The sequence below is a fragment of the Microbispora sp. NPDC004025 genome, assembly GCF_053604425.1.
Window position 1 is genome coordinate 144,575 of the sequence record NZ_JBSGHN010000007.1, and the last position, 23,698, is coordinate 168,272.

At 73.1% G+C, this 23,698-nt stretch carries 21 protein-coding genes; 8 read left to right on the forward strand and 13 right to left on the reverse strand.

From position 1 onward, the window contains the following. Positions 1-143: 143 nt before the first annotated feature. The 5 genes from ACWEQG_RS19825 to ACWEQG_RS19845 all read left to right on the forward strand — a co-directional run bounded on the left by ACWEQG_RS19825 (position 144) and on the right by ACWEQG_RS19845 (position 4,327). Positions 144-2,432, forward strand: a complete 2,289-nt coding sequence (locus tag ACWEQG_RS19825) for a family 43 glycosylhydrolase (RefSeq protein ID WP_452286540.1) — start codon at positions 144-146, stop codon at positions 2,430-2,432. A gap of 116 nt (positions 2,433-2,548) precedes the next feature. Then, complete coding sequence (locus ACWEQG_RS19830; protein WP_452286542.1) at positions 2,549-2,923, forward strand: hypothetical protein; 375 nt, start codon at positions 2,549-2,551, stop codon at positions 2,921-2,923. Further along, complete coding sequence (locus tag ACWEQG_RS19835; protein ID WP_452286544.1) at positions 2,923-3,312, forward strand: hypothetical protein; 390 nt, start codon at positions 2,923-2,925, stop codon at positions 3,310-3,312. Before ACWEQG_RS19830 ends, ACWEQG_RS19835 begins: the two co-directional genes overlap by 1 nt. A 181-nt stretch (positions 3,313-3,493) precedes the next feature. Continuing rightward, on the forward strand, positions 3,494-3,841 hold the full coding sequence (locus tag ACWEQG_RS19840; RefSeq protein WP_452286546.1) for a hypothetical protein: 348 nt from the start codon (positions 3,494-3,496) through the stop codon (positions 3,839-3,841). Positions 3,842-3,991: 150 nt separating this feature from the next. Further along, positions 3,992-4,327 (forward strand): hypothetical protein, encoded by a 336-nt coding sequence (locus ACWEQG_RS19845; RefSeq protein ID WP_452286548.1) that lies wholly within the window; start codon positions 3,992-3,994, stop codon positions 4,325-4,327. 4 nt (positions 4,328-4,331) lie between these two features. On the opposite strand, the gene ACWEQG_RS19850 is transcribed toward ACWEQG_RS19845, so the two are convergent. Further along, entirely contained in the window at positions 4,332-4,691 is a 360-nt protein-coding gene (locus ACWEQG_RS19850) for an STAS domain-containing protein (RefSeq protein ID WP_363464192.1), read from the reverse strand. Beyond that, positions 4,681-5,985, reverse strand: coding sequence for a PP2C family protein-serine/threonine phosphatase (locus ACWEQG_RS19855; protein WP_452286550.1), 1,305 nt, complete (start codon positions 5,983-5,985; stop codon positions 4,681-4,683). Before ACWEQG_RS19855 ends, ACWEQG_RS19850 begins: the two co-directional genes overlap by 11 nt. Before the next feature lie 227 nt (positions 5,986-6,212). Here ACWEQG_RS19855 and ACWEQG_RS19860 point away from each other — a divergent pair, with 227 nt between their 5' ends. Further along, entirely contained in the window at positions 6,213-10,388 is a 4,176-nt protein-coding gene (locus ACWEQG_RS19860) for a SpoIIE family protein phosphatase (protein WP_452286552.1), read from the forward strand. Continuing rightward, positions 10,385-10,690, forward strand: a complete 306-nt coding sequence (locus ACWEQG_RS19865; protein WP_452286554.1) for an STAS domain-containing protein — start codon at positions 10,385-10,387, stop codon at positions 10,688-10,690. Before ACWEQG_RS19860 ends, ACWEQG_RS19865 begins: the two co-directional genes overlap by 4 nt. A 158-nt stretch (positions 10,691-10,848) precedes the next feature. On the opposite strand, the gene ACWEQG_RS19870 is transcribed toward ACWEQG_RS19865, so the two are convergent. Next, positions 10,849-11,844 (reverse strand): small ribosomal subunit Rsm22 family protein, encoded by a 996-nt coding sequence (locus tag ACWEQG_RS19870; RefSeq protein WP_452286556.1) that lies wholly within the window; start codon positions 11,842-11,844, stop codon positions 10,849-10,851. 31 nt (positions 11,845-11,875) lie between these two features. Further along, positions 11,876-14,167, reverse strand: a complete 2,292-nt coding sequence (locus ACWEQG_RS19875) for a polysaccharide lyase 8 family protein (RefSeq protein WP_452286558.1) — start codon at positions 14,165-14,167, stop codon at positions 11,876-11,878. A gap of 115 nt (positions 14,168-14,282) precedes the next feature. Between ACWEQG_RS19875 and ACWEQG_RS19880 the strand changes: the two genes are divergently transcribed. After that, complete coding sequence (locus ACWEQG_RS19880) at positions 14,283-15,089, forward strand: hypothetical protein (RefSeq protein WP_452286560.1); 807 nt, start codon at positions 14,283-14,285, stop codon at positions 15,087-15,089. Between the two features lie 4 nt (positions 15,090-15,093). Here ACWEQG_RS19880 and ACWEQG_RS19885 read toward each other — a convergent pair whose 3' ends face one another. From ACWEQG_RS19885 to ACWEQG_RS19925, 9 genes are all read right to left on the reverse strand, one after another. Then, a complete protein-coding gene (locus tag ACWEQG_RS19885) occupies positions 15,094-16,098 on the reverse strand; it encodes a glycosyltransferase family 2 protein (RefSeq protein ID WP_452286562.1) in 1,005 nt (334 codons plus the stop codon). Next, complete coding sequence (locus tag ACWEQG_RS19890; RefSeq protein WP_452286564.1) at positions 16,095-17,363, reverse strand: glycosyltransferase family 4 protein; 1,269 nt, start codon at positions 17,361-17,363, stop codon at positions 16,095-16,097. Before ACWEQG_RS19890 ends, ACWEQG_RS19885 begins: the two co-directional genes overlap by 4 nt. Then, positions 17,360-18,643, reverse strand: coding sequence for an oligosaccharide flippase family protein (locus ACWEQG_RS19895; RefSeq protein ID WP_452286566.1), 1,284 nt, complete (start codon positions 18,641-18,643; stop codon positions 17,360-17,362). Before ACWEQG_RS19895 ends, ACWEQG_RS19890 begins: the two co-directional genes overlap by 4 nt. Then, positions 18,631-19,386: an NTP transferase domain-containing protein gene (locus ACWEQG_RS19900; protein WP_452286568.1), complete on the reverse strand. Its 756-nt coding sequence runs from the start codon at positions 19,384-19,386 to the stop codon at positions 18,631-18,633. The genes ACWEQG_RS19895 and ACWEQG_RS19900 overlap by 13 nt, the downstream gene beginning before the upstream one ends. Then, positions 19,376-20,038 (reverse strand): HAD family hydrolase, encoded by a 663-nt coding sequence (locus tag ACWEQG_RS19905; RefSeq protein WP_452286571.1) that lies wholly within the window; start codon positions 20,036-20,038, stop codon positions 19,376-19,378. The genes ACWEQG_RS19900 and ACWEQG_RS19905 overlap by 11 nt, the downstream gene beginning before the upstream one ends. Beyond that, positions 20,035-21,243 carry a 2-phospho-L-lactate transferase CofD family protein gene (locus tag ACWEQG_RS19910; protein ID WP_452286573.1) on the reverse strand — a complete coding sequence of 403 codons (1,209 nt, stop codon included), beginning with the start codon at positions 21,241-21,243 and terminating at the stop codon, positions 20,035-20,037. The genes ACWEQG_RS19905 and ACWEQG_RS19910 overlap by 4 nt, the downstream gene beginning before the upstream one ends. Next, the gene (locus tag ACWEQG_RS19915) at positions 21,240-22,034 is read right to left on the reverse strand and encodes a glycosyltransferase family 2 protein (protein WP_452286575.1); all 795 of its coding nucleotides are present in this window, start codon (positions 22,032-22,034) and stop codon (positions 21,240-21,242) included. Before ACWEQG_RS19915 ends, ACWEQG_RS19910 begins: the two co-directional genes overlap by 4 nt. Then, positions 22,031-22,741 carry a hypothetical protein gene (locus ACWEQG_RS19920; protein WP_452286577.1) on the reverse strand — a complete coding sequence of 237 codons (711 nt, stop codon included), beginning with the start codon at positions 22,739-22,741 and terminating at the stop codon, positions 22,031-22,033. The genes ACWEQG_RS19915 and ACWEQG_RS19920 overlap by 4 nt, the downstream gene beginning before the upstream one ends. 326 nt (positions 22,742-23,067) lie before the next feature. After that, the gene (locus tag ACWEQG_RS19925) at positions 23,068-23,559 is read right to left on the reverse strand and encodes an NUDIX hydrolase (RefSeq protein ID WP_452286579.1); all 492 of its coding nucleotides are present in this window, start codon (positions 23,557-23,559) and stop codon (positions 23,068-23,070) included. Positions 23,560-23,698: the final 139 nt, after the last annotated feature.

Below are 23,698 nucleotides of genomic sequence, written 5' to 3' on the forward strand. Positions count from 1 at the left end.
ATGAAACCTCTGACCAGCATGGACACCCCCCTGACAAGCTCTCAGGCATCCTGTCGCATCCGCCGGCGCCTTCTGTGACAGCTGTGACACAAGATTTCGACGGCGTCTCGACGGAAGAATTTGGCCTGTCTACGGTGCTCGCCGTGAGACAACTGGTGATCGGAGCCTTACTCCTCGCGTCCACCGTGGTCACGTCGCCGCCCGCACACGCGGCAGCGGTGCCGGCGACCGGCCCCACCTCCTCCAACCCCGCCACCTACTCCAACCCGGTCAGCGGCGACGCCGTGCAGACCTTCCCCGACCCCGCGATGATCCGGGGCAAGGACGGCCTCTGGTACGCGTACGGCACCACGAACCCGATCGACGGGAAGAACGAGCACATCCTGCCGACGCTCAAGTCGGCCGACATGGTCCACTGGACGTATGCCGGGGACGTCTACACCGGGGAGAACCACCCCTCGTGGTGGCCGAACGGCACCCGTCCCTGGGCGCCGGACATCCGGTACGTCAACGGGACCTACCACCTGACGTACTCGCTCTCCACGAGCGGTGTAGGGCTCGCGACCAGCCCGCACCCGACCGGGCCGTGGACCGACCGCGGCCGGATCGTCCCGGCGGGCGGCAGCGGCTGCCCGACCAACAACATCGACCAGGCCGTCTACACCGACGTGACCGGCGACAACTACCTCTACTGGGGCAGCTACGACACGATCTGCGTCGCGACGATGAACGCCGACGCGACCGAGGTCACCGGCGAGGTCAAGCAGATCGCCCGCGGGCGCCGCATGGAGGGCGCCTTCGTCGTCCGCCGCGACGACTGGTACTACCTCTTCTACTCCGACGCCGGATGCTGCGACGGCGCGTTCAGCGGCTACACCGTCAAGGTCGGCCGCTCCGACAACCCGTTCGGGCCGTTCACCACCCCGACCGGCGTCGACCTCATGGAGCTGACCAGCAAGGACGGCATCGTCCTGGCGGCCAACGGCAACGGCTGGGTCGGCCCGGGCCACAACGCCATCCAGACCGACCTGAGCGGCCAGGACTGGCTCGTCTACCACGCGATCCCGTCGTCGGCCCCCGAGTTCGGGCCGGTCACGACGACCTGGGGCACGACGATCGGCAACCTGGCCCGCAGACCGCTGATGATCGACCGGCTCGACTGGATCGACGGCTGGCCGGTCGTACGGGCCGGGGCCGGGCCGTCCACGGGCGAGCAGCCGGCGCCGGTCACCACATGGAGTGTGGGCAGCACGTTCAACTCCGGCACGGACGGGTGGAAGGGGCCATGGAAGCCCGCCTCCGACCCCGACTCGCTCGGCCACCTCACCGGCAAGGGCTCGACCAGCGAGCTCAGCGACGAGGCCGTCCACGGCGACGTGCGGGTGGAGGCCGACCTGCGGCTGGGCGAGGGCGGCACCGCCGCCGGGCTCGTCGTGACCCGCGAGAACGGCGCGAGGAACATCACCGCGTGGCTCGACCGCGAGCAGGGCGCGCTCGTGGTGACGACCAAGGTGAACGGGAAGACGACGACGGCCTCCAGCCCGTTGCCGGCCTCGTTCGACTACGGCTCCTGGCACAACGTGTCCGCCGAGCGGCGCGGGAACGGGCTGGTCGTGACGGTGTCGGCCGACCGGCTCGGAGACCCGCTGGCGACGGTCGCCACGACGCTGCCCGACGGCGCGCCCACCTCCGGCGCCATCGGCGTGACCACGCGCGGTGCCGCCGACGCCGACAACGTGGGCGCGGCTCCGCTGTACACGCCGGTGACCGAGCGGGTGCCCGACCCCGTCCTGGGCAGCCGGCTCACGGCGTACTCCGACGAGTTCGACGGCACGGGCACGCCCACCGGCTGGGCGCGGGTCCGCAATCCGTCGGCCACCCTGTCGAACGGCTCCCTGGTCTGGCCGACCCAGAACGCCGAGCTGTTCCAGGGCAACAACACCGCGTCGATCCTGCTGCGCGACGCGCCGCAGGGTGACTTCGCCGTGGAGACGAAGCTCACCTTCGACGGCACACGCGGCAACCAGCAGGCCGGCCTGCTGCTGTACGAGAACGACGACCGGTGGCTCAAGCTGACGCACACGGTCCTGCCCCTCAACCAGGGCAACGGCGCGGTGCTGCACCAGACCGAGTTCGGCAAGGAGGGCCCGCGCCCGGGCACCACCCCGCCCACCGCGGTCGCCAACGGGCCGATGTTCGGCGGCCCGGCCGCGCGGACCACCTGGCTGCGGCTGCTCTACCACTACGACGAGGAGAACGGCGAGCACGACGTCCGGATGGCGTCGAGCACCGACGGCACCCACTGGATCTGGGGCGGCAGCTGGTCGCTCCCACGCACCGGGCCGGTGCGGATCGGCCTGGTCTCGATGAACACGGCGGGCGCCACGGCCACGTTCGACTACCTGCGGACGTACGAGGTAGCCAGCCGATGACCGGCGACCGGCCGCCCCTTCGCGCGAGGGACGGCCGGTCAAGTCGCGGGCAATGATCCGGCCCGATTTCCGCCGGGGCCGGGACGCGGGCCCGCGAGCGGGGTAGAGGCACGTCGATGCCGATCACGATGCCGATCATCCACGCCCTCACGCAATCCCCTGACCGCCTGCCGCGACGGCCCGCGCCGGTCGTGGTCGCGCTCGCCGCCGTACTGGCCCTCGCACCGGTGAACGCGCAGGCGGCGGTGGCCGGAGACGGCAACGGGAACCGCTCTGCCGTACGCGTGGGCAACGGCTCGGCCAACCGGACCATGGTGGCGATCGGCAGCACCCGGCTGCGCGGCCTCCTCCACCAGCTCTCGACGGGAGTGGGCGGAGTGAGCAGCGTGCAGGGCGGCCTGTGCAGGCAGCGCGCCCGCTCATGCGCGCTGTCGCAGCACATCCGCGCCCGAAGCGCCGACTCCGGGGGCCGCCGGGCGGCGGACCGCTGATGCGCGCCGGTCTCGCCCTGGCAGCGGTCACGATCGCGGCGGCGGGCCTCGTCGCGGTGCGGCCTCCCGCCGCCGGTCTCGCGGCGGGAGGCCGTACGGCCGGCGACCGCAACGGCGACAGCGCCATCGTCCGTATGGGCAACGGGATCCGCAATGTCAGTCAGCTGACGGTGGGCAGCGCGAGGAGCGGGACCGGCACCCAGCAGAGGACGGTCGGCGTCAGCGGCGTCGCGAACGCGCAGAGCATGATCTGCGGGCGGAGGTCCCGCTCCTGCGGTGTGACGCAGCGGATACGGGCGTCCGACCGGCAGATCGAGCTGCTGAGCCCTCCGGACGCGCGAATCCGGCGTGCCGCCAGAAGGGCCGCCATATCCCCACAGGCGGGTTGATCATCGATCACGGACCGTGACGGGCGCGCCTGCCCGGGGTAGATGCCCGGCAGGTCCGTACGGACGGATCCACAAGACGGACAACGGGGGAAGGCGCACGACCATGGCTCGTCACAGGGCTCGTCACAGTGCTCGTCACAGGGCTTCTCACAGGGGGCGGCACGCGCTCACCGGCCCGGCGGTGCGGCTGCTGGCGCTGGCCGCGCTGACCTTCGCGGGCGCCGGCCTCGCGCTCGCCCCCACGACGGCGGACGCGGCGACGGGCCGGGGGCACGGCGGCGGCGGCGACGGAAACGGCGCCAATTCCCGGTATGTGATCAACAACGGCCTGAACAACCTGAACTCGCTGCTCGTCGGCAGTCAGCGGAACACGACGGGCACCCAGCAGGTCATCACCGGGGTGGACGCGTCGGTGAACACACAGGCCGGCAACTGCGTGCACCGGCCCGGCTGCAGGGGCTCGCAGAACCTGCGGGGCCGCAACCAGAGCTCCCCCAGGACGAGCGGCACCGTGATCAACCGGCACTGAGGCGCACACGGACGGCCGGGAGACGTCACGGCAGACGTCACGGCAGACGTCACGGGACACGCGCGCCGATGACCACCGCCGGACCACCGCGGAGGCTACGGTGTGACCACGCGCGCCGACGGGCGGCGCATGGGTGAAAGGCGGTGGCGGATGCTCGTCTCACGCGGCGCGTCCCGGCTCGTCCCGTTGTCCGCCGCCGTTCTCGCCGCCGTTCTCGCCGCCGTCCTGTCCACCGTCCTGTCCACGGCGGCCGCCGCGAGCGCGCGACCCGTGCGGGAGGCGGGGGACGGCCCGGCCGCCATCGGGAACGGCACCCGCAACCGGAACATCGTCCAGTTGCACAGCCCGACGCGGAACCGGGGTCACCAGCACACCGCGGCCAGCACCGCGGGCGGTGCCACCAGCGTGGCGGACGGTTTCTGCCGCCGGGTCGAAAACTGCGACATCAGGCAGAACATCGCGGTCGCCGTCGCCGCGCCGCTGTAGGGGCTCACCCGCTCAGGGCGCGTACGGCCGCTTCCGGGCTGTCGTAGAAGGCCAGCAGCCGGTCCAGTCCCATGATCTGGAAGACGCGGGCGATGTCCGAGTCCAGACCGGCCAGGAGCAGGGCGGCGCCCGCGTCGTGGGCGCGCTGGTGGGCGGCGACCAGCGTGGCGATGCCGGTGGAGTCGCAGAAGGTCAGCCCCGACAGGTCGATCACCAGGCCGGTGCCCGGGCCGAACTCGATCTCCTCCAGAGCCGCCCGAAGGCGCGGAGTGGTGTGATGGTCCAGGTCCCCGGCCACGACCAGCAGGCGCGGACCGGAGGCGTGCGGCTGAAGGGTGACGGTCAGACCGTTGTCATGCGGCACCGAGACTCCCGGAGAACGGCGTTCGAGTGGCGGGCGGAACGGACAGGGCCAGGACCGCGGTGTCGTCCGACACCCCCGTGCCCAAGGCCGTGATCAGGTCGTGCACGGTGGTCAGGAGAGCGTCGGCGCTCGTGGGTCCCGCGGCGGCGAGGTACGCGGTCAGGCCGTCCTCGTCGAGCATCGAGCCGGTCGGCGTCCGCGCCTCGGTGAGACCGTCGGTGTACAGCAGCAGCGCGTCACCGGCGTTCAGTCGCGCGCTCACCTGGGCGAAGTGCGGATTGCGCAGGATGCCGATCAGCTGTCCCCCGGCCGGATGGATCGACTCGACGGTGCCGTCCGCCCGCACCGCCAGCGCCGGGGGATGCCCTCCGGTGGCGAGCGTGACGCCGAACCCGTCGCCGTCGGGCTGCAGGACGCCGAAGACCGCCGTGCAGTACGGCACGGGGGCCTCGCCGCCGGCGTGCTCCTGCTGCAGGACCGTGTCGAGGTTGGCCAGCACGGCGTGCGGGTCGGCGTCGTAGACGGCCGCGGCGCGCAGGGTGTAGCGGACCAGGGACGTCAGCGCGGCGGCGTCGGCGCCCTTGCCGCAGACGTCGCCGAGGAAGAACGCCCACCGGTCGCCGTCGAGCTGGAAGAGGTCGTAGAAGTCACCGCCGACCTCGTCGGCGGAGACCGGGTGGTAGGCGGCGGCCGCGCACAGTCCGGGCACCCGGGGCAGCGCCGGTGGAAGCAGGGTGCGCTGCAGGGTGCGGGCCAGCCGCTCGGCTCCCGCGCGCAGTTCCCTTTCGACCTCGACCGTACGGTGCGTCGTCAGCCGCACCTCCAGCTCGTCCATGACCAGCGCGGCCAGGTCCCGCAGGCAGGCCAGTTCCTCCTCGTCGGCCTGCCGGGGACGGGTGTCCATGACGTTGACGCTGCCCAGGGCCTCGCCGTCGGCCGTCGTGATCAGCGCGGCGGCATAGAAGCGGATGCCGGGCTCGCCGCGCACCGCCGGGTCGCCGGCCGCCCGCGGGTCCAGCAGCACGTCGTCGACGACGTAGGGGCCATCGTGCCGTACGGCCGCGGCGCACAGGCTCTCGATGATCGCCCGGCGCGGTGGCGGCCCGTGCGCGGCGATGACGCGGACCGTGTCGTCGCCGACGATCGTCACGGTGGCGAAAGGAGCGTGGAAGATCCGCGCGGCCAGGGCGGCCACCCGGTCGAAGGCCGCGCCGGAGGCGGTGTCCAGGGCCGCGTAGCGGCGCACGGCCGCGAGGCGGCGCGCCTCCGCGGCGGAGGCGAGCGGCATCGGCATGCCCGGCGCTTCGTCTACGGTGCTGACCTCTGGCTCCTTCCCGGCCCTCGGTCGCGGGCCGGGGCCCGCGTGGCCGGTCGATGATTTGCCCTATCCTACGAAACCGTTGAACTGTTCCTTCCCTGACCTGCCGGAGCCGAGCGGAGGCCCGGCACGCACGAGATCCGGCCCACGACGCACCGGCCGTTGAGGAGAAGGCGAAAGCGATGAGCGGGGCGGCGGAACCGATGTCTGTTCAGCACGGCCGGCCGATGGAGCTGCTGTTTCCGGGGAACAGCGAGATGGCGCGGCGGATGCGCGACCTTCCGTGGTCCGGCACCTCCATGGGAGACCCGGCGACCTGGCCGACGAGCCTGCGCACCGCGTGCCGGATCTGCCTCACCTCCCGGTTCCCCATGATCGTGTGGTGGGGAGAGGAGCTGCGGTTCCTCTACAACGACGCCTACCTGCCGTTGCTGGGGTCCAAGCATCCGGCGCTGGGCAAGCCGGGCGACCAGGTGTGGACGGAGATCTGGCACACCATCGGCCCGATGCTGAGGTCGGTGATGGCCTCCGGCGAGGCGACCTGGTCGGAGGACCTGCTGCTGCCGATGAACCGGCACGGCTACTGGGAGGAGACGTACTGGACGTACTCCTACAGCCCGTTGCACGACGACGACGGCGGCGTGCGGGGTGTGTTCACCGCGGTCAGCGACACCACCGAGCGGGTCATCGGCGAGCGGCGCCTGGCGGTGCTGCAGGACCTCGGCGCCCAGGCGGGCCGTGCCCGCAGCGTGGAGGAGGCGTGCGAGCTGGTCGCCGAGGTGCTGGAGCGGTCGGGCCCCGACGTGCCGTTCGCGGCCGTCTACCTGCGCCGCCCCGGCACGGACGAGCTGGTGCCGACCGCGACGAGCCCGCGCGGCGCGACCGTGTCCCCCCTGCCCGGCGGGCCCGGCGACTGGCCGGTGGAGCAGGTGCTGCGCGGCGAGACCCCCGTCGTGGTGACCGACGTGGCGGAGCGCTTCGGCGCGCTGCCCTCGGGGGGCTGGCAGACGCCGCCGACACAGGCCATGGTGCTGCCGCTGGCCGGTGAGACCGGCGGCCAGACCGTCGGGGTGATGGTGCTGGCGGCCAGCGCGGGCCGTGTGCTCGACGAGGCGTACGAGTCGTTCCTCGCCCTGGTGGCCCGGCAGACCGCGGCGCTGGTCAACGCGGCCGTGGCCTACCAGCTCCAGCAGCGCAGGGCCGAGGAGCTGGCCGAGCTCGACCGGGCCAAGACGGCCTTCTTCTCCAACATCAGCCACGAGTTCCGCACCCCGCTGACGTTGATCATGGGACCGGTGCAGGACCTGCGCACCGCGCTCGCCGACGCCGGCGAGCAGGTACGCGAGGACCTCGACGTGGTCCACCGCAACGGCCTGCGGCTGGGCAAGCTCGTCAACACGCTGCTGGACTTCTCCCGCATCGAGGCCGGCCGCATGCGGGCCACGTACGAACCGGTGGACCTGGCCGCCGTCACCGCCGAGCTGGCCGGCGTCTTCCGCTCCGCGATCGACAGGGCCGGGCTCGCCTTCGAGGTGGACTGCCCTCCCCTGGACGAACCGGTGTACGTCGACCGGGGCATGTGGGAGAAGGTGGTGCTCAACCTGCTGAGCAACGCCCTGAAGTTCACCTTCGACGGCTCCATACGGGTCGCGTCGCGCGCCGAGGACGGGCACGCCGTCGTCACGGTCGCCGACTCCGGCATCGGGATCCCGCGCCACGAGCTGCCGCGGCTGTTCGAGCGGTTCCACCGCATCGAGAGCGCCAGGTCGCGCTCGAACGAGGGCAGCGGCATCGGGCTGGCGCTGGTGAAGGAGCTGGTGGGCCTGCACGGCGGGACGATCACCGCCGAGAGCGCCGAGGGCGCGGGCACCACGTTCACCATCCGGCTGCCCTTCGGCTCGGCGCACCTGCCGTCCGACGGCGTCGCGCCGGCCCGCCCGGGGGACGTGGTGTCGGCCACCGCCGATCCGTTCGTCGAGGAGGCCCTGCGCTGGCTGCCCCCGAAAGAGGCGGCCGGCGTGGAGGAGACGGCGGCGGCGTCGACCGGGCCCCGGGGGGACGGTCCCCCGCCCCGGGTCCTGATCGCCGACGACAACGCCGACATGCGCGACTACCTCACGCGCCTGCTCCGGCCGTCCTACCGGGTCACCGTGGTGAACGACGGGCAGGCGGCCCTGGATGCCGTGCTCACCGACGCTCCCGACCTCGTCGTCAGCGACGTCATGATGCCGCGCCTGGACGGCCTGCAGCTGGTGGCCGCGCTGCGGGCCGACCCCCGCACCGCCGCGGTCCCGGTGCTGCTGTTGTCGGCCCGCGCGGGGCAGGAGGCCTCGATCGAGGGGTTGGAGGCGGGCGCGGACGACTACCTCGTCAAGCCGTTCTCCGCCGCCGAACTGCTGGCGCGGGTGCGGGCCAACGTGCAGCTGGCGCGCATGCGCGGGCGCCACATGCGGTGGCAGACCGCAATGATCGAGTCGCTGCAGGAGGCGTTCTTCGTCTGCGACGAGAACGGCTCGGTCATCGAGATCAACCAGGCGTTCACCGACATCCTCGGGTACGGCCCCGAGGGCCTGCCCTACACCGCCCTGCATCCCTGGTGGCCCCGCGAGGCCGACGACGCCGTGGCGCACCGGATGGTCGGCGAGGCGTTCGAGCAGCTCGTGAGCCAGGGCCGGGGCAGCTGCGTGATCCCCGTCTCCCACCGGGACGGACACCGGATCTGGGTGGCGGCCACCTTCACCGACGTCGCCGATCCCACCACCGGCGAGCGCAGGGTCGTCGGCACCCTGCGCGACGTCACCGCCGAGCACTACCTCGTGCAGCGTGAGACCGCCCTGGCCGCGCTCAGCGTGCGCGTCTCGGAGGCGAGCAGCGTGGAGGACGCGCTCAGCGGAGCGCTGCGGGAGCTGCGCGACGTCTGGCGCGCCCGGCAGGTGACCGCCGCGCTGTGGCATGGTGAGTCCGGGGGGCGCGGTGATCCCGTGAGGCCCGGCGAGGCGGCGGGGCACGGCGAGGCGGAGCCGGTGCTGTTCGGCACGGACTCCGGAGCCTCCTGGCGGACCCTGCCGGACGATCTGCGGGACAGGCTCGCCGAACTGCGCGGATTCCCGCCGCTGCGTCCGGTGGCGAGCGCCGCGGACGGGGCCGGCATCACCCTGGAGCACCCCGAGGGGATCGTGACCCTCTGGATCGACCTCGGCCAGAACCGGCCCTTCACCGCCGAGGACCAGACGCTGCTCGCGCTGCTGTCCGGCCATCTCGGCCAGGGCCTGCACCGGACCCACCAGCTCGACCAGCAGCGCGAGGCCGCGGTGGCGCTGCAGCGGGCCATCCTCGGGCCGTCCCACCTGCCCCAGGGCTTCGCCGTACGGTATGAGCCGGCCACCCGGCCCCTGGAGGTCGGCGGCGACTGGTACGACATCGTGCCGCTGCCCGACGACCGCATCGGCATCGTGGTCGGCGACTGCGTGGGACGCGGCCTGGAAGCCGCGGCCGTCATGGGCCAGCTCCGCAGCGCCTGCCGCGCCCTGCTGCTGCAGGAGGCCGGTCCCGCACAGGTGCTGAGCGCGCTGGACAAGTTCGCCGCACTGGTGCCGGGGGCCAAGTGCACCACCGTGTTCTGCGGCGTCCTCGACACCACGACCGGCCGCCTCGTCTACTCCAGCGCGGGGCACCCGCCCGGCATCCTGGCCCACTCCGACGGCGCCACGGAGCTGCTGGAGGGCGGCCGTTCGACCCCGCTCGCGGTACGGCCCGGCGAGCCCCGGCCCGAGAGCAGCTGCACGATGCCGCCCCGCTCCACGCTGCTGCTCTACACCGACGGGCTCGTCGAGCGCCGCCGCAGCCCGCTGACCGCCGGGATCGACCAGGCGAGCGCCGCCGTGCAGGACGGCCGCTCGGCCCCCATCGAGGACCTGGCGACGCAGGTCATGACGCGGATGGCGCCGGACACCGGCTACAACGACGACGTCGCCCTCCTGCTCTACCGCCAGCCCGCGCCGCTGGATGTGGCCTTCCCCGCCGAGTCGAGCCAGCTCGCCCCCGTCCGTACGGCCCTGCGGGACTGGCTGAATCGTTGTGACATCACCGCGTCGATGGTCCAGAACGTGCTGGTCGCGGCGGGCGAGGCCTGTGCCAACGCGATCGAGCACGGCCACCGCGACAGCCCGGGGCGTACCGTCCGCCTGCGGGCCGTCGCCACCGCGGCCGACCTGTACCTCACCGTCACCGACAGCGGCCGATGGAAACCTCCGCAGCCCGAGGCCAACACGCACCGCGGCCGGGGGGTCGCCCTCATGCGCGCCCTGATGCAGCACGTCACCATCCAGCCCGGCGTCGCCGGCACCACCGTCGACATGCACGCGAGGATCCCCCGATGACGACTCCCCTGACCCTGGCTCCGTCTCGCCGCTCCGACGGCACCCCGGTCCTCACCGTCAGCGGCGAGATCGACATGAGCAACGCCGGCGAGCTGGAGGCCGCCCTGACCGATGCCGCCGGCGGCGACGGCCACGCCCTCCTGGTCGACCTCAGCGCGGTCGAGTATCTCGACAGCGCCGGGCTGACGGTGTTGTTCGCGCATGCCCCGCGCATCGAGCTCGTCGCCAACGAGCTGCTCGCCCCCGTCCTGACCATCTCCGGGCTCGCGGACATGACCACCGTCCACAGCCTGGGCGGCTGACAGCCGGGGGTCATGCCTCACAGCCGCAGCGGCAGCACCCCCGGCCGCGTGGGCGCGTGCCGGTAGGTGCTGAAGTCGTGCACGATCCCCCGATTGCCGCTGCCTTCTCTTGACATACGTTCGCGAGCGGGGGCGTTGCGAGGCCCTGGACGTGACCGTCAGGCGAGCGGCGGCCAGGCGTCGCCCCAGACGACGTCGCGCGCCCCGCGGTAGGTCTCGCCCTGCCGCTTGGAGACCGCACGGTCGGCCAGCCCGTCCTCAGCCGTGCACAGGCGCAGCGTGACGAGTCCCTTGCGCTTGAGGGGATGGCGCAGGATCCGGCCCTCCGCGCGCGGCCACGGCCGGGCCGACACCGCGACGTAGGAGAACTTCTCGTCCTCGAAGCTCAGCGTGCCGTCCTTGACCCGCCGGTGCAGCGCGGTGCGGTTGAGGCGGACCGCGAAGTGACACCAGTCCCGGTCCGGGACGATGGGGCACTCGCCGTCGTGCGGGCAGGGCGCGACCACGTGCAGGCCCAGCCCGGCCAGCAGCCGCCGGGCCGCCGCGATCCGGGCGTACCCGCCGGGCGTGCCGGGCTCGACGATCACCAGCATGCCGGCGGTGCGGGCCGTTCCCGCTGCCAGGGATCCGACCACGTCCTCCTGGACGGCGGGCGACAGCTCGCCGAGCACGTAGGACATCGTGACCAGGTCGGCCGCGGGCGCGGGCACGCTCCGGTCGACGACCGCCTGCTGCCAGCGCGCCTCGCGTACGGCCGCCGCGGGCGCGCGACCGGCCAGCCGCCGGCCGAAGGCGATGGCGGAGGGGGACTGCTCCAGGACGGTCACCGTGCGCAGCGTCGGCCAGACCGCGCTCGCGGCCCACAGCGCGCTGCCCGTGCCGCCGCCCACGTCCACCTGGGTCTCCGGCGCGAACCCGGGAGCCAGCAGGGCGACCTGGCGCAGCGCGGCGCTCACGGCGCTGTAGGTCGCGGGCATGCGATAGCCGGCGTACGCGGCGACCGCGACCTCCGAGCTCAGCGCCGGCACGCTCCGGTCGAAGCCCTCCCGGTACTGCCGGATGAGCGTCTGCACGCTCCGCGTCAGCTCGGCCATCGGGAATCGTCCGAGCGACTCCTCCAGCGCGCCGTCCAGGTCATCAGGCAGGGTGGACACGGCGTTCATGATGACATGCCGCTCACGCCGCTCACGCCGCCGAAGCGGCCGTCCGTACGGTCACCGTGCAGGAGGCGCCCTCGCGAGCGGCCAGTGCGCCGAACGTGAGCGTCAGCCGGGAGCCGGTCTCCGCGTGGTCCAGGAGCGGGTGCCCGCGCGCGACCGCGGCCACCGGGCGGTCCCACGTCACGGTCAGCCCGTCGAGCTCGCGCCGGGGATCGGCCACGGTCACCGTGGCCGTGCCGTCGCCGAGGTCGCGCACGAGGACCGCGCACGGATCGGACGCCGTCAGTCCTCCGGCGCGTCCGCCCGTCCAGAAGTTCACCGCGGTGACGCCCAGCGACGGGACCTCGACCCCCTGCTGCGCGGAGGTGTTGGCGAGCACCCGGGCCCAGCCGGGATCGGCGGCGCGGGCGGCGGTCGCGGCCCGGCTCGCCCCGGGCAGGAGGTGGTAGACGTAACCGGCCGCGTCCGGGTCGGCGCCGTGGTCCAGCCACAACGTGACGTAGGCCCGGGTGGCCCCCGCGCCCGTGCGGTCCTCGCGCAGTGTGCGCAGGGACTGCCCGGCGGGCACGACGTAACCGCCATGGCCCTCAAGGTGCGCCCACCCCGTGCCGGGGGTGAGCCGGGCGCCGGTCCTGCGGTTGTCCACGACGGTCTCGACCGGCACGCCGTCCCGGCAGGTGATGCCCGCGCCGAGGCAGACCACGGCGTCGTCGAGGAAGAACCACGACTTGAACGCCTCCAGCGTGCTCTCCAGGCCGAACAGGTGCTGACCCACGGCGGCGTACACGCCGTCGGTCGCGCCGCCCACCCACGCGGCCGGCGGGCGGGTGTCGCCCCACTCGCCGCCGGCGCCGTCGGGCAGGCGCCGGGTCGAGACCGTCGTGCCCGGCAGCCGGTACGGGTCCACGGTGGGCCAGAAGGCGTCGGAGTAGTGGTCGCCGTGCCCGCGCGCCCACCAGTAGAGCATCCCGGAGCCGGTGTGCCACCCGCGCAGGTTCTCGCCGTTGCCGTACTCGTAGTGCGCGACGCGGGAGGAGGCCATGCTCAGCGCCGCGCACCACCCGGCGGCGCGGTGGACGGCGCGGGCGCTCATGGGGAACAGGCGGTGCCCGGCGGGCTCGGCGGCGGCCGGGACCGTCGCGTCGCGCAGCACCGCCGCGAGCCGCGCGTGGAACGCCAGGTCGCTCGCCTCGGCCGCCCCCTCGGCCGCCCGGAGCATGGGCTTGGCGGTGTCGCGCACGGCCCAGCCCTTGACCATGGCCCGCCAGCGGGCCCGCTCGGCCTCCGGGGCGGTCTCGGCCAGCAGCAGGACCGCCGCGGCGATCTCCCTGCCCCTCCCGTGGTCGCCGAACGGCCGCCTGTCGACGCCGCGCCCGCGGACGAGGTCCATGCACGCGCCGTCGTGGACGAAGGAGGCGAACGCCCGGTCCACGGCGTCGAGGACGGTGCGCGCCGCCGGGTCGGTGATCTCCCACGGCGTGCCGCGCAGCACCGCGAACAGCGTCGCGAGGCCGGTCAGCAGCACCGCGCCGTACCCGCCCTGATAGGGGACGAACCCGTGCTGCACGAACGAGCCGTCCCGATAGAAGCCGTCGCCCTCGGTGACGTAGGGGAACACCGGGGAGAGCGCGGCGGCCGCGAGCGCGGCACGGCCGGGGTCCGCGCCGGCGATCGCCCGCAGCAGCGTCACCGTGCACAGGTCGACCCGGTTCGCCCCGGTGCTGTTGCCCACGTAGTCGTCCAGGCGGCTCTCCGGGACGAATCCGTCCACCGCCTCGCACAGCGCCGCGCCCTGCGTGTCCGTGAGGTGCGGGGCGACGAGCACGGCGGCGTCGAGCAGCGCCCTGGGCGTCCCGATCTGCCAGTCCCACCAGTTGCCGGTCTGCTCGGCGTCCGCGGCGTACACGTGCCGCACGTAGTGCGCGATGCCCGCGCCGACCGCCGTGCCGAGGCCCGGCTCCGCGGTCAGCCCGGTGCCCGGCAGCGCGTACGCGCGGGCCATGAACCGCAGCCGCGCCGGGGTGGCGTCGAGGGAGGGGAAGGGGAGGTCCGGCCAGAGGGATCTCGCGGTGGGCGCCATGGCGTCGCGGTGCCGGCGCGCCTGCGCGCCCAGCCGCGCCAGCCGGGTCCGGTACGGCTCCCGCGCGGGATCGAACGCACCCGGGTGGCCGAGCGTGATCTCCCGCCAGCGGCGGCGCAGCAGGGCGAAGGCTCCGGCGTGGGTCTCCTCGCGGCTCTCCTTGGGGGGAGCGCACGCCGAGAGCAGCGCGGCGAGCCCGCTGAACTGGAGAAATAATCGCCGGGAAGGTCCTTTCACGCGTAGATTATCCGCGCGATCCGGCCCTTTCATCGATCTTCGGCACCCCTCTTATGGGAGCGCTCCCAATTGCCGTACCTTACGAGTGCCTTGTCACCGGGAAAAGGAGCGCGTCGTGCGACGACTGTTACCCGCGGCCTGTCTGGCCCTGCTGCTGCCGCTGACGGCGGCCCCGGCGGCCTCCGCGTCTCCCGGGCCGGATCGCGGGCCGGGTCACGGGCCGGGTCACGGCCCGGGGACCTGCGCGAAGGGCGGCACGCTTTTCTGCGAGGACTTCCAGTCGCTGCCGGTCGGCGGCGCGGCCAGCCTCGGGTGGGGCGTCGACACCAAGCACGGCACGCTCACCGTCGAGCACGCCGAACGCGGACAGAAGGTGCTGCACGTCCACACCGAGGGCAACGGGCGCGCGTTCCTCAAGGTGGACGACTTCGCCCCGCCCGGCAACGGCTTCTACGGCCGCGTCCGGCTGCGCGTCAAGGAGTTCCCCACCGCGCCCGACTGGGCCCACTACACGCTCATCGAGGCGACCGGCGCGGGCCCGGAGATCGTCCGGCCGCTCGGCGGCCAGTACGTCCCCACCCTGCGCAAGGACCTGTGGGGGGTCGGCGCGGACGGCGGCCCCACGGGCGACTGGACAAACTGGCGCGAGTCGGCCCCCTCCCGGGCCGGGGTGTGGCAGTGCGTCGAGTGGCGGATGGACCCCGCGGACAACAAGATCTCGGTCTGGTTCGACGGCGTGGCCCAGCCCGACCTCACCGTCTCCACCCGCAGCCACGGCGGCAACGACGTCGACTTCGTCTTCCCCCGCTTCGACACCGTCAAGATCGGCTGGCAGCTCTACCAGCCGAATCCCTCCCCGGCGGCGTACGACCTGTGGCTCGACGACATCGCCCTGAGCACCGGCCGCGTGGGCTGCGCCTGACGTCTCACGCGGTCTCGGCGCGGCTTCCCCGGGGGCCGGTGAGCAGGCGCAGCGAGCCGGCCACCAGGCCGGTGACGAGCACCACGTGGACGACCAGATGGACGGCCATGAAGTACGCCGCGAAGACCGGCCCCCGCTGCCGCCGTACGAACCCGACCAGCTCCGGATCGGCGAGGACGAACCCGGCGACGAACACGCCGGGGACGGCCGGCAGCAGGGGGTGGAACAGCCCGAACGGCAGGCTCAGCAGCACCAGCCCCAGGCTCGCCAGGGCCAGGGCGCAGGAGAGGATGCCTCCCGGGCTGTTGGCGTGCTCCGGCTTGGCCGCGCCACGCCGGGTGGTGGTCAGCGCGAGCGGGATCAGCGGCAGGGCCCGCCGCCACTGCTCGGTCAGGATCGGCAGCAGGCGGCTGCCGTCGTCGTGGCGGCCGACGACCGTGTCGGTCAGCACGATCCGGCTGCGTACGGCGAGCCTGCTGCTGTATTCGACGTCCTCGCAGTCGCGCAGCCGCTCGTCGAGCCTGCCGGTGGCGAGCACCACGTCGCGGCGGATGGCGGCGAGGGCGAACACGACGCTGTTGACCTCGCCGAGGTGGCGGCGGCGCCAGTGCACGGCGTGCAGGATGCGGTACCACTCGACCGGCCCGTCGTCGATGAGCGGCACGGTGTCGTAGACCCCGTGGACGCAGCCGACCTCGGGGTCGTGCTCCAGCAGCTCCGTCGCGTTCGCGACGGCGTCGGGCCGCAGCGCGACGTCGGAGTCGAGGAAGAAGATCACCTCACCCGAGGTGGCGTCGATCCCGGCGTTCCTGGCGGCCGACACGCCCCGGTTCTCCGGCAGGCGGACGACCCGGCAGCCCAGCCGCTCGGCGATCTCCGCCGAGCCGTCGGTGCTCGCGTCGTCGACCACGACGATCTCGTCGGGCACGCGCGTCTGCGCCAGCACCGACTCCAGGCACAGCCGCAGCGTCCTGGCGGCGTTGTAACAGGGCACGACGAGCGAGATCATCGCCTCGCCCCTTCGTCCGAGAGCACTTCCGCGTAGACGGCGAGCGTCTCCTCGGCGGCCCGGCTCCAGCTCAGCGTCTCCCGCACCAGCCGCTCGCCCCGCTCGGCGAGCGCCCGGCGCAGGTCCGCGTCCGTCATGACCTCGATCACCCCGCCGGCGATGTCGCCGGGGTCGGCCGCCCGCACGAACCGTACGGCGGGCTCCGCGGGGTCGCCGAGGAAGATCCGGGAGAAGCCGTCGCCCAGGATCACCGGCCGCGCCAGGGCCATCGCCTCGGTCGCCACCAGCCCGAACGGCTCGAAGAGCGAGGGGAAGACGCAGGCGTCGGCCATCGCGTAGTACTCCAGCAGCGCCTGTCCCGACACCCAGCCGCCGGAGGTCAGCACCCGGTCGCCGAGCCCCGCCTCGGCGGTGATCCGCGCGACGCCGGCCTCGTCGCCTTCGCCCACGATCACCAGGCGCAGGTCCGGCACCGCCGCGCGGATGCGGGGCATGGCCTCGAGCAGCTGGTAGATCCCCTTCTGCCGTTCGATCCGTCCGACGAACAGCAGCACCCGGTCCCCCTCGGGGATGCCGAGCCGGGCGCGCAGGTCCGCCGCGCCGAGGCGCAGCTTGCCGGGGTCGAACCCGGGGTCGGCGACCACCTGCTCGTACGTGCCGCCCAGGCGGACGACGTCGATCGGCGAGCGGTCCCAGCCCGCCGTCAGCAGTTGCTCGCGCACTTCCGGCGTGGCGACCACGACCCGCCGGGAGATCCGCGCGAGCCACCTCTCCAGCGCGGCGAACAGGTTGAGCGGGTCGGCGATGCTGCGCTGCGGGGCGACGCCGTACTCGGTGGTGTGGACGTGGAACACGACCGGAAGGCGCAGCAGGTAGTGGCAGAGCAGCCCGCACAGGAAGTTCGTCGAGTCGTGCACGGCGACGAGATCGGGCCGCCGGTCGGGGCGCAGCCGCCGAAGGAGCAGGAAGTAGCGCCAGTTGCTCACCACGACGGTCAGCGCGAGCAGGAGGAACTCCACGCCGCGGGTGCGGTTGAGCCGTCTGCGGCGGGCGATCGCCCCGAGCAGCCACCCGAGCAGCCGCCCGCGCGGGCGGTACACCGTGATGCCGCCGGTCCGTTCCCACACCGGCAGGCGGCCGTCGTTCACGGTGAGGACCGCCATCTCGTGGCGCCGGGACAACTGCGGAGCGATCAGCTCGGCGTACCGGCCGAGCCCCGCCGTGATGTTGGGCGGGAACTGGTTGATGACGTGGGCGATCCTCACCCGCGTACCTCCGATACGCCGGCCGGCCGGTAGAGCCGGGTGGAGACGGCCGTCACGACGGCCACCAGGACGAGATTGCTCAGGGCGAAGGCCACCAGTCCGCCGACCAGCCCCTGCCAGGCGATCAGCGCCGCCTGGCAGGCGAGCGCGAGCGGGGTCCCGGCCAGCAGGCAGCCGATGAGCACCCTGGCGCCCCGCACGCCGTCCATGGTCAGCGCCACCTGCTGGAGGTTGAAGACCGTGTGCGCGCCGATCCCGACCGCCGACAACGCCATCAGGCCAAGCGAGTACGGATACTCGCCCCCCACGAGCAGGAAGAACACCGTGCTCGCCGCGAACGCGAACACCGCGGTCGCCGCGAACACGGCCGGGGCGAGCCGGGCGATGCGCCGCATCACGGCCGGTTTGTCGGACGTCGCCAGCGTGGGCAGCAACACCAGGCCGACGCCGTCGGTGAACACCACGCCGAGCAGCCGTTTGGGGAAGCCGTTGTACACGGAGTAGACCCCGACGTCGGCCCGGGGCGCCCAGTGGTTGAGGAAGATGACGTCGACCCCGAACACCACCGCCGTGAGCGCGCCGATGACGGTGACGTAGGCGCCGTGCCGGTAGATCGAGCGGGCCAGCGCCCGCGACCAGGTCCGCGGCGCGACCTCGAACCCGGCGAAGGAGAGCAGGGCGAAGACCAGGTTGGTGCCGATCAGCGCGACCAGGTAGGGCTCGGCCTCCCGCAGGCCGAGGACCAGCAGGAAAAACGCGGCCCCGCCCAGGTAGGCGACCGCCACGGCGAGCTTGAGCCCGGCGACGAGGCGGAACCTCTTCAGCCCGCGCAGGAAGCTCTCGGTGAGCTGGTTGAGCGTCATCGACAACGCCAGCGCCAGCGCGAAGGCCAGCGTGCGGGTGTCCACGCCGAGCACGCCGGTCAGCAGCGGAGCGGCCAGCATCCCGGCGGCGAACACCGCCGCGCCCAGCACGAGCGTGCACAGCAGCGCCGTCGTCACCAGCTCCGTCCTCAGCCGGGCCGGCCGCGCGGCGGACTCGGCCCGCGGCAGCTCCTGGAACATGACGGAGTTGAGGCTCATCAGCATGGCGACCGTGACGATCAGCGCGATCGACAGGACGACGGTGAAGTGGCCGAACGCCGCGGCGCCGACGCCCCTGGCGATGACGAGCGTGGTGGCGGCGGCCGTGCCGCTGGCCACGGTGCTCACCAGCGTGGGCCCCGCGGCCCAGCGATGGGCGGCCAGGAGCCCGGCCGCCCGTTCCGTCAGCGCGCCCACCGCTGGTGTGCCCGCCGGGCGAACGCGAGGTCGTCGGCCGTGTTGACGCCGCGCGCCTCGTCGGGGTCGGTCACCGGCACCACCGTCAGCGGCCGGCCCCGCTCCCGCGACAGATAGGGCAGGAACGGCAGGAAGTTGACCTCACCGGTGCGGGCGCCCGGGGCCGCCTCGTCGAGGTAGCGCGTCCACGCCTCGTGGAGCCCTTCCGTGCTCAGGCAGAACACGCCCACGTCGCTGAGCCCGCCGGGGCGGCACTCGTCGCCCTCCCGCGACTGGCGCACCCGCAGCAGCGTCCCGTCGTCGTCGAGTTCGTACTCCACGTACGGGTCGGGCATCGGCACCAGCGGGATCGTGAGCCCTTTCTCGTGCGCCTCGACGACACGGGCGGCCGTCACCGGGGACAGGCCCGCCTGGTCACCCCACACGACGAGGATCGTGCCGTAGTCCTCCCAGTGCGGCGCCGCGCCGAAGATCGCGCCGCCCATGCCGGTTGGCCTTTCCTGGACGCTCACCGAGACCGAGCCGCTCGCGATCTGCCCGGCCGCCAGCGCGCGGAACGGCCCCTCCCCCTCGGGGGACATCACGACGTGGATGTGCTCGGCGAGCGGCCGCAGCCGCTGGTGGAGCACGTGCCACACGGTGACGCCGTCGGCGATCTCCACCATGATCTTGGGAATGCCGAGGCCCAGGCGGGTCCCCCGCCCGGCCGCCGGGATCACCGCGCACACGCCTTCAGCAGGCACCGCACACCTCCGGGTCCAGGAGAGACACGAGCTGTTCCAGGTCACGCACCGCGACCGCCCCGGGAGCGGGCTCGGCGACGTGGACGTGCAGGGTCGGCAGGCCCGCGCCGACCGCCGACGCCACTCCGTGCGAGGAGTCCTCCAGGACCACCGCCGCGCCGGGGTCGAGGCCCCAGTGGTCGCACGCGTACGCGTAGAACGCGGGGTCGGGCTTGCTCGCCGGCACGTCGTCGCTGGTGAGCACGCCCCGGAAGTACGCGTCCAGCGCGCACGCCGAGAGCACCCGTTCGACCGAGGCCCGGCTGCCGCTGGTGACGAGGTAGGCGTCGCGCCCGCCCGCGGCCAGGCGGCCGAGCAGCCGCCGCGCGCCGGGGAAAACGGCCACCGCGCCGGCCCGCTCGCGGTACAGCCGCTGCTTCAGCCCGGCCAGCCGGGCCGCCTCCCCGCTGTCGCCCAGCAGGCGCACCGCCACCTCGCGGGTGCTCGCGCCCGCGTGGTCGGCGTACCGGAAGGAGGCGAGGAGATCGGGCGCGACCTCGGCGATGGCCTGCCGGAAGGCCGCCTCGTGGGCGGGACAGGAGTCCACGAGCGTGCCGTCGAGGTCGAACAGCCAGACGCGCCGGGCGCACGCGTCCGTCAGGAGAGCCGTCATCGGACCCGCGCCAAGGCCGCCTCGTCCCTGATCGCGAGCAGGGCCTCGGCCGTGCGCTCCGCGTGGTGCACACCGGGACGCCCCGGGTGTTCCATGACGGCGGTCACCCAGCGGGCCCCCGCCCACTCGCCCCGGTCGAGGATCTCCTCCGGCACCGCGGGGGCGTCCGGGCCCGGCGTGCGATGGCTGAGCACATGGGTCACCAGCCGCCGCTCGTTGCGGGGGTCGCCGAGGTGGGCCAGCGTGCGGTCCACGAGGTCGGGCGCGGTCAGCCCCCGGATGTCGTGGTCCTCGCGGGTGTTGACGACGAACACCTTGGCCGCCGCCCGGCTCCGCGCGACGGCGTCCGCCACGCCCGGCGTGAGATAGCTCGGCAGGAGCGAGGAGTGCGGGGTGCCCGGGCCGTAGACGACGAGGTCGGCGTCGCGGATCGCCTCGAGCGCCCGCGGGTTCGGCGTCACCTCGGCGCGCTCGCGGCCCAGGATCCGCCTGGTCCACTCGGGCGGCAGCGCCTCCAGCTCGGCCCGCCGCCGCGCGCCGACCGGCTCGCGCAGCAGGAACAGGTCGGTGATCGTGCCCGGGTCCTGCGGCGCGACGATGTCGGCCTCGTCGGCCAGCAGTCCGCCGTCCTTCCTGAGCGCGGCCAGGAAGGCGTTCTCCCCGTTGGTCACGTTGAGCAGCCGTACGGGTGAGCCGAACGTGCGGACGCACGCGTCGACGGCGGCGTTGAAGTCCCGGCCGAGCCGCAGGTAGGCCCCGGCGAACACGAGGTTGCCGAGTGCGCAGTCGGCGAGGTCGAGCCCGTACGGCTGGGCCGCGAGCCGCCGGGCGAACACGCGCAGGTCCGCCGTGAGGGCCTCGCGGGCCGCCTCGGGCAGCGCGGCGAACGCGCCGCGCCGTCCGGCGATCGCATCCACGACCTCGGTGAGTTCCGCGGGCGTGGTCCCGGCCGGCAGGCGGTGGTCGAGTACGGTCGCCAGCGCGGCCTGCGCCGGGTCGGCGGGATCGAGGTGGAGCAGGAGGTTCTTGCGGAAGTCCGACGGCCCGAGCATCCCCGGCAGGTAGCGGCGCAGCGCGCCGGTGGACAGGCCGTTGTCGTAGCCGTTGACGACCAGTGACAGGCCGACGCCCGGGGTGCCCAGCATGCCCCTCGCGATGCTGGCCGCCCCGCGGCCGCCGCTGAACATCGCCACCGCGACGGTCATCGGGCCTCCTCGGCCACCGCCGCGACCGGCTCCGGCACCTGCGACACCTCGGGCACGGTCCGGCGCAGGACGCCCCGGCGCAGCAGCCAGTGGCGCAGGCCGAGGTAGGCGACGAACAGGGCCCGGTCGCGGGCGCCGCGCCAGTATCGCCAGCCGCGGCTGCCGCCGCCGCGTTCCCGGTGCTCGATGGGCACCTCCACCCATTCGTGCCCGAGCTCGGCGACCCGCGCGGTGATCTCGGTCGAGCAGTTCATCCCGCCGGACTCCAGCGGCAGCGCGCGGAAGAGCGGGCCGTACACCACCTTGAAGATCGAGTTGAAGTCGCGGTAGCGCGTCCCATGCAGCATGTTGCTGACCGCGCCGCTGGCCGCCGATCCCCAGCGGTACGCCAGGCCGTCGGCCTTCCTGATCCGGGCCCCGGAGAACGCGAGCGCCTCCCCGGCCCGGACGCGCGGCAGGACGCGGTCGAGATTGGCGATCGGGAACTGGCCGTCGGAGTCCAGCAGCACGACCCAGTCGAGCCGGGTGTGGGCGATCGCGGCGGCGATGGCCGCGCCCGCGCCCCGGTTGCGTTCGAACGTGACCACGACGAGCCGCGGGCACCGCGCCCGCAGCGCGGCCAGGATCTCTCCGGTCCCGTCACCGCTCCCGTCGTCGCAGACGACGATCTCCCAGTCGCCCACGGCCGGGTTGCCGTCCAGGTAGTCCTGCCACTCGTCCACCACCGCCGCGATGGTTTCCGCCTCGTTGTACGCGGGCGCGGCCACGGAGATGTTCACGGCACCGCTCACGGCTCACCTGCCCCCAGCAGGCGGCCGATCCAGCGGTCCAGGGGGAGCAGGTTGACCCCGACGATGATCGGGACGTGCGCGAGCGCGAACACGATCGTCGCGCCGAACGAGATCGGCCCCCCGGTGAACAGGTTGATGTGCGGCGCGTCGATGACCTCGGGGATCTCGACCGGATTGACGACGAACCACATGAGGTCGAGGAAGCCCGAGAACACGATGAGGATCCCGCTCGCCATGATCTTCAGGGAGCGGCCCGGGGTGCCTCCGCCGATGCGGTAGGCGGCGGCGACCGTGAGCACGATGCCCGGATAGAGCAGCAGGTAGAGGTGCGTGTAGAAGCTGTCGCCCTGGGCTCGCGCGCCGTCGCCGTAGTAGAACCAGCTGATCCGCGGGATGAGATAGCCGGTGAAGAAGACGAACGGGACGTAGAGCAGCCAGTTCAGCCGGGGCGACACCCAGGGAAAGACCGCGATCGCCACGCACAGGCAGGCGAACGCGACCAGCTTGGCCACCAGTTCCCAGGGCGAGCCGATCTCCCTGGCGTGCGGCGTGGCCAGCCACACGAAGGCGAAGCCGGCCGCCCCGACCGCCAGGGCCATCCACCACAGGTGGGGCGCCCAGGGGCGGGAGCCGGCGCGGACCACGTCCGCCGAAACATTTCCGTCGATCTGCGGCCCGGACGGAGGACTTTTGCCGAATGCCGTCATGAAGACGCGGCACCTTCCTTCCAACGTGCCCCTTGGGCAGGCGTGCCGGATGGCGCTGCGGAGATAGCAGCCGATGGCGCGGGAGCGCTCCCACGCATTATGTCATCTGCATCCGGAATTGCGTCCGCAATATCGGATATTGACCACCAGATGCCGATATTTACGCTATATGCGCTGGTCAGCGAGGGTCCGGAGCGGAGAGATGGTACTCATGAGTAATTGAATATCGCGCTATTTCCGGCGTTACGGTCGCTGTCAATCCTGTTTGCGGCCGAGTGTCAATTTTGGACCGGTCCTTTCGGGTTCCACCCGAATCGACCCGGCCATTAACCGGAAATGACCTCCCGGGCCAGCCGGCCCAGGAGGACGTCCAGCTTCTGGACCCGGCCCGTCATCGGGGTCATGCCGTCCCACCACCCGATCGCGGCGATCTCGGCGTTGGGCACGAACCCGCCGTGCGGTCCCGCGACGCGCAGGGCGTACACGGCGGCGTACTCCGCGCGCCGCTCGGGCCCCAGCACGAACCGCGCGTACCCCGCGAACGTGAGGTCCTCGGTCCGCAGCCCGGACTCCTCGCGCAGTTCCCGTACGGCCGCCTGCCGGGGCGTCTCGCCGGGATCGAGCAGGCCGCCCGGCAGCTCCCAGCACTGCCGGTAGCGGTTGAAGACGAGGAGCAGCCGGTCCAGGTGCGCGTGCCGGTGCCAGGCGGCGACCAGCGCGAGCGGCGTCGGGGCGTCGGAGAACATCGCCCGCTCCGCCACCCGGTGGAACGCGGTCAGCTCGTTTCCCGCCTCGTCCGCCGCCATCGCGTCGGTCACGGCCACTCCTCAGGTCCGGGGAGAGAGCGCCCTCAGCCGGAGAAGGCGGCCAGTCCTATTGTCTGCAGCATGGCCGAGACGCCCTCGACGGTCGAGCCCCTGAATGTTTCATGAAATCTTGTCGCCACCCCGTGAACCG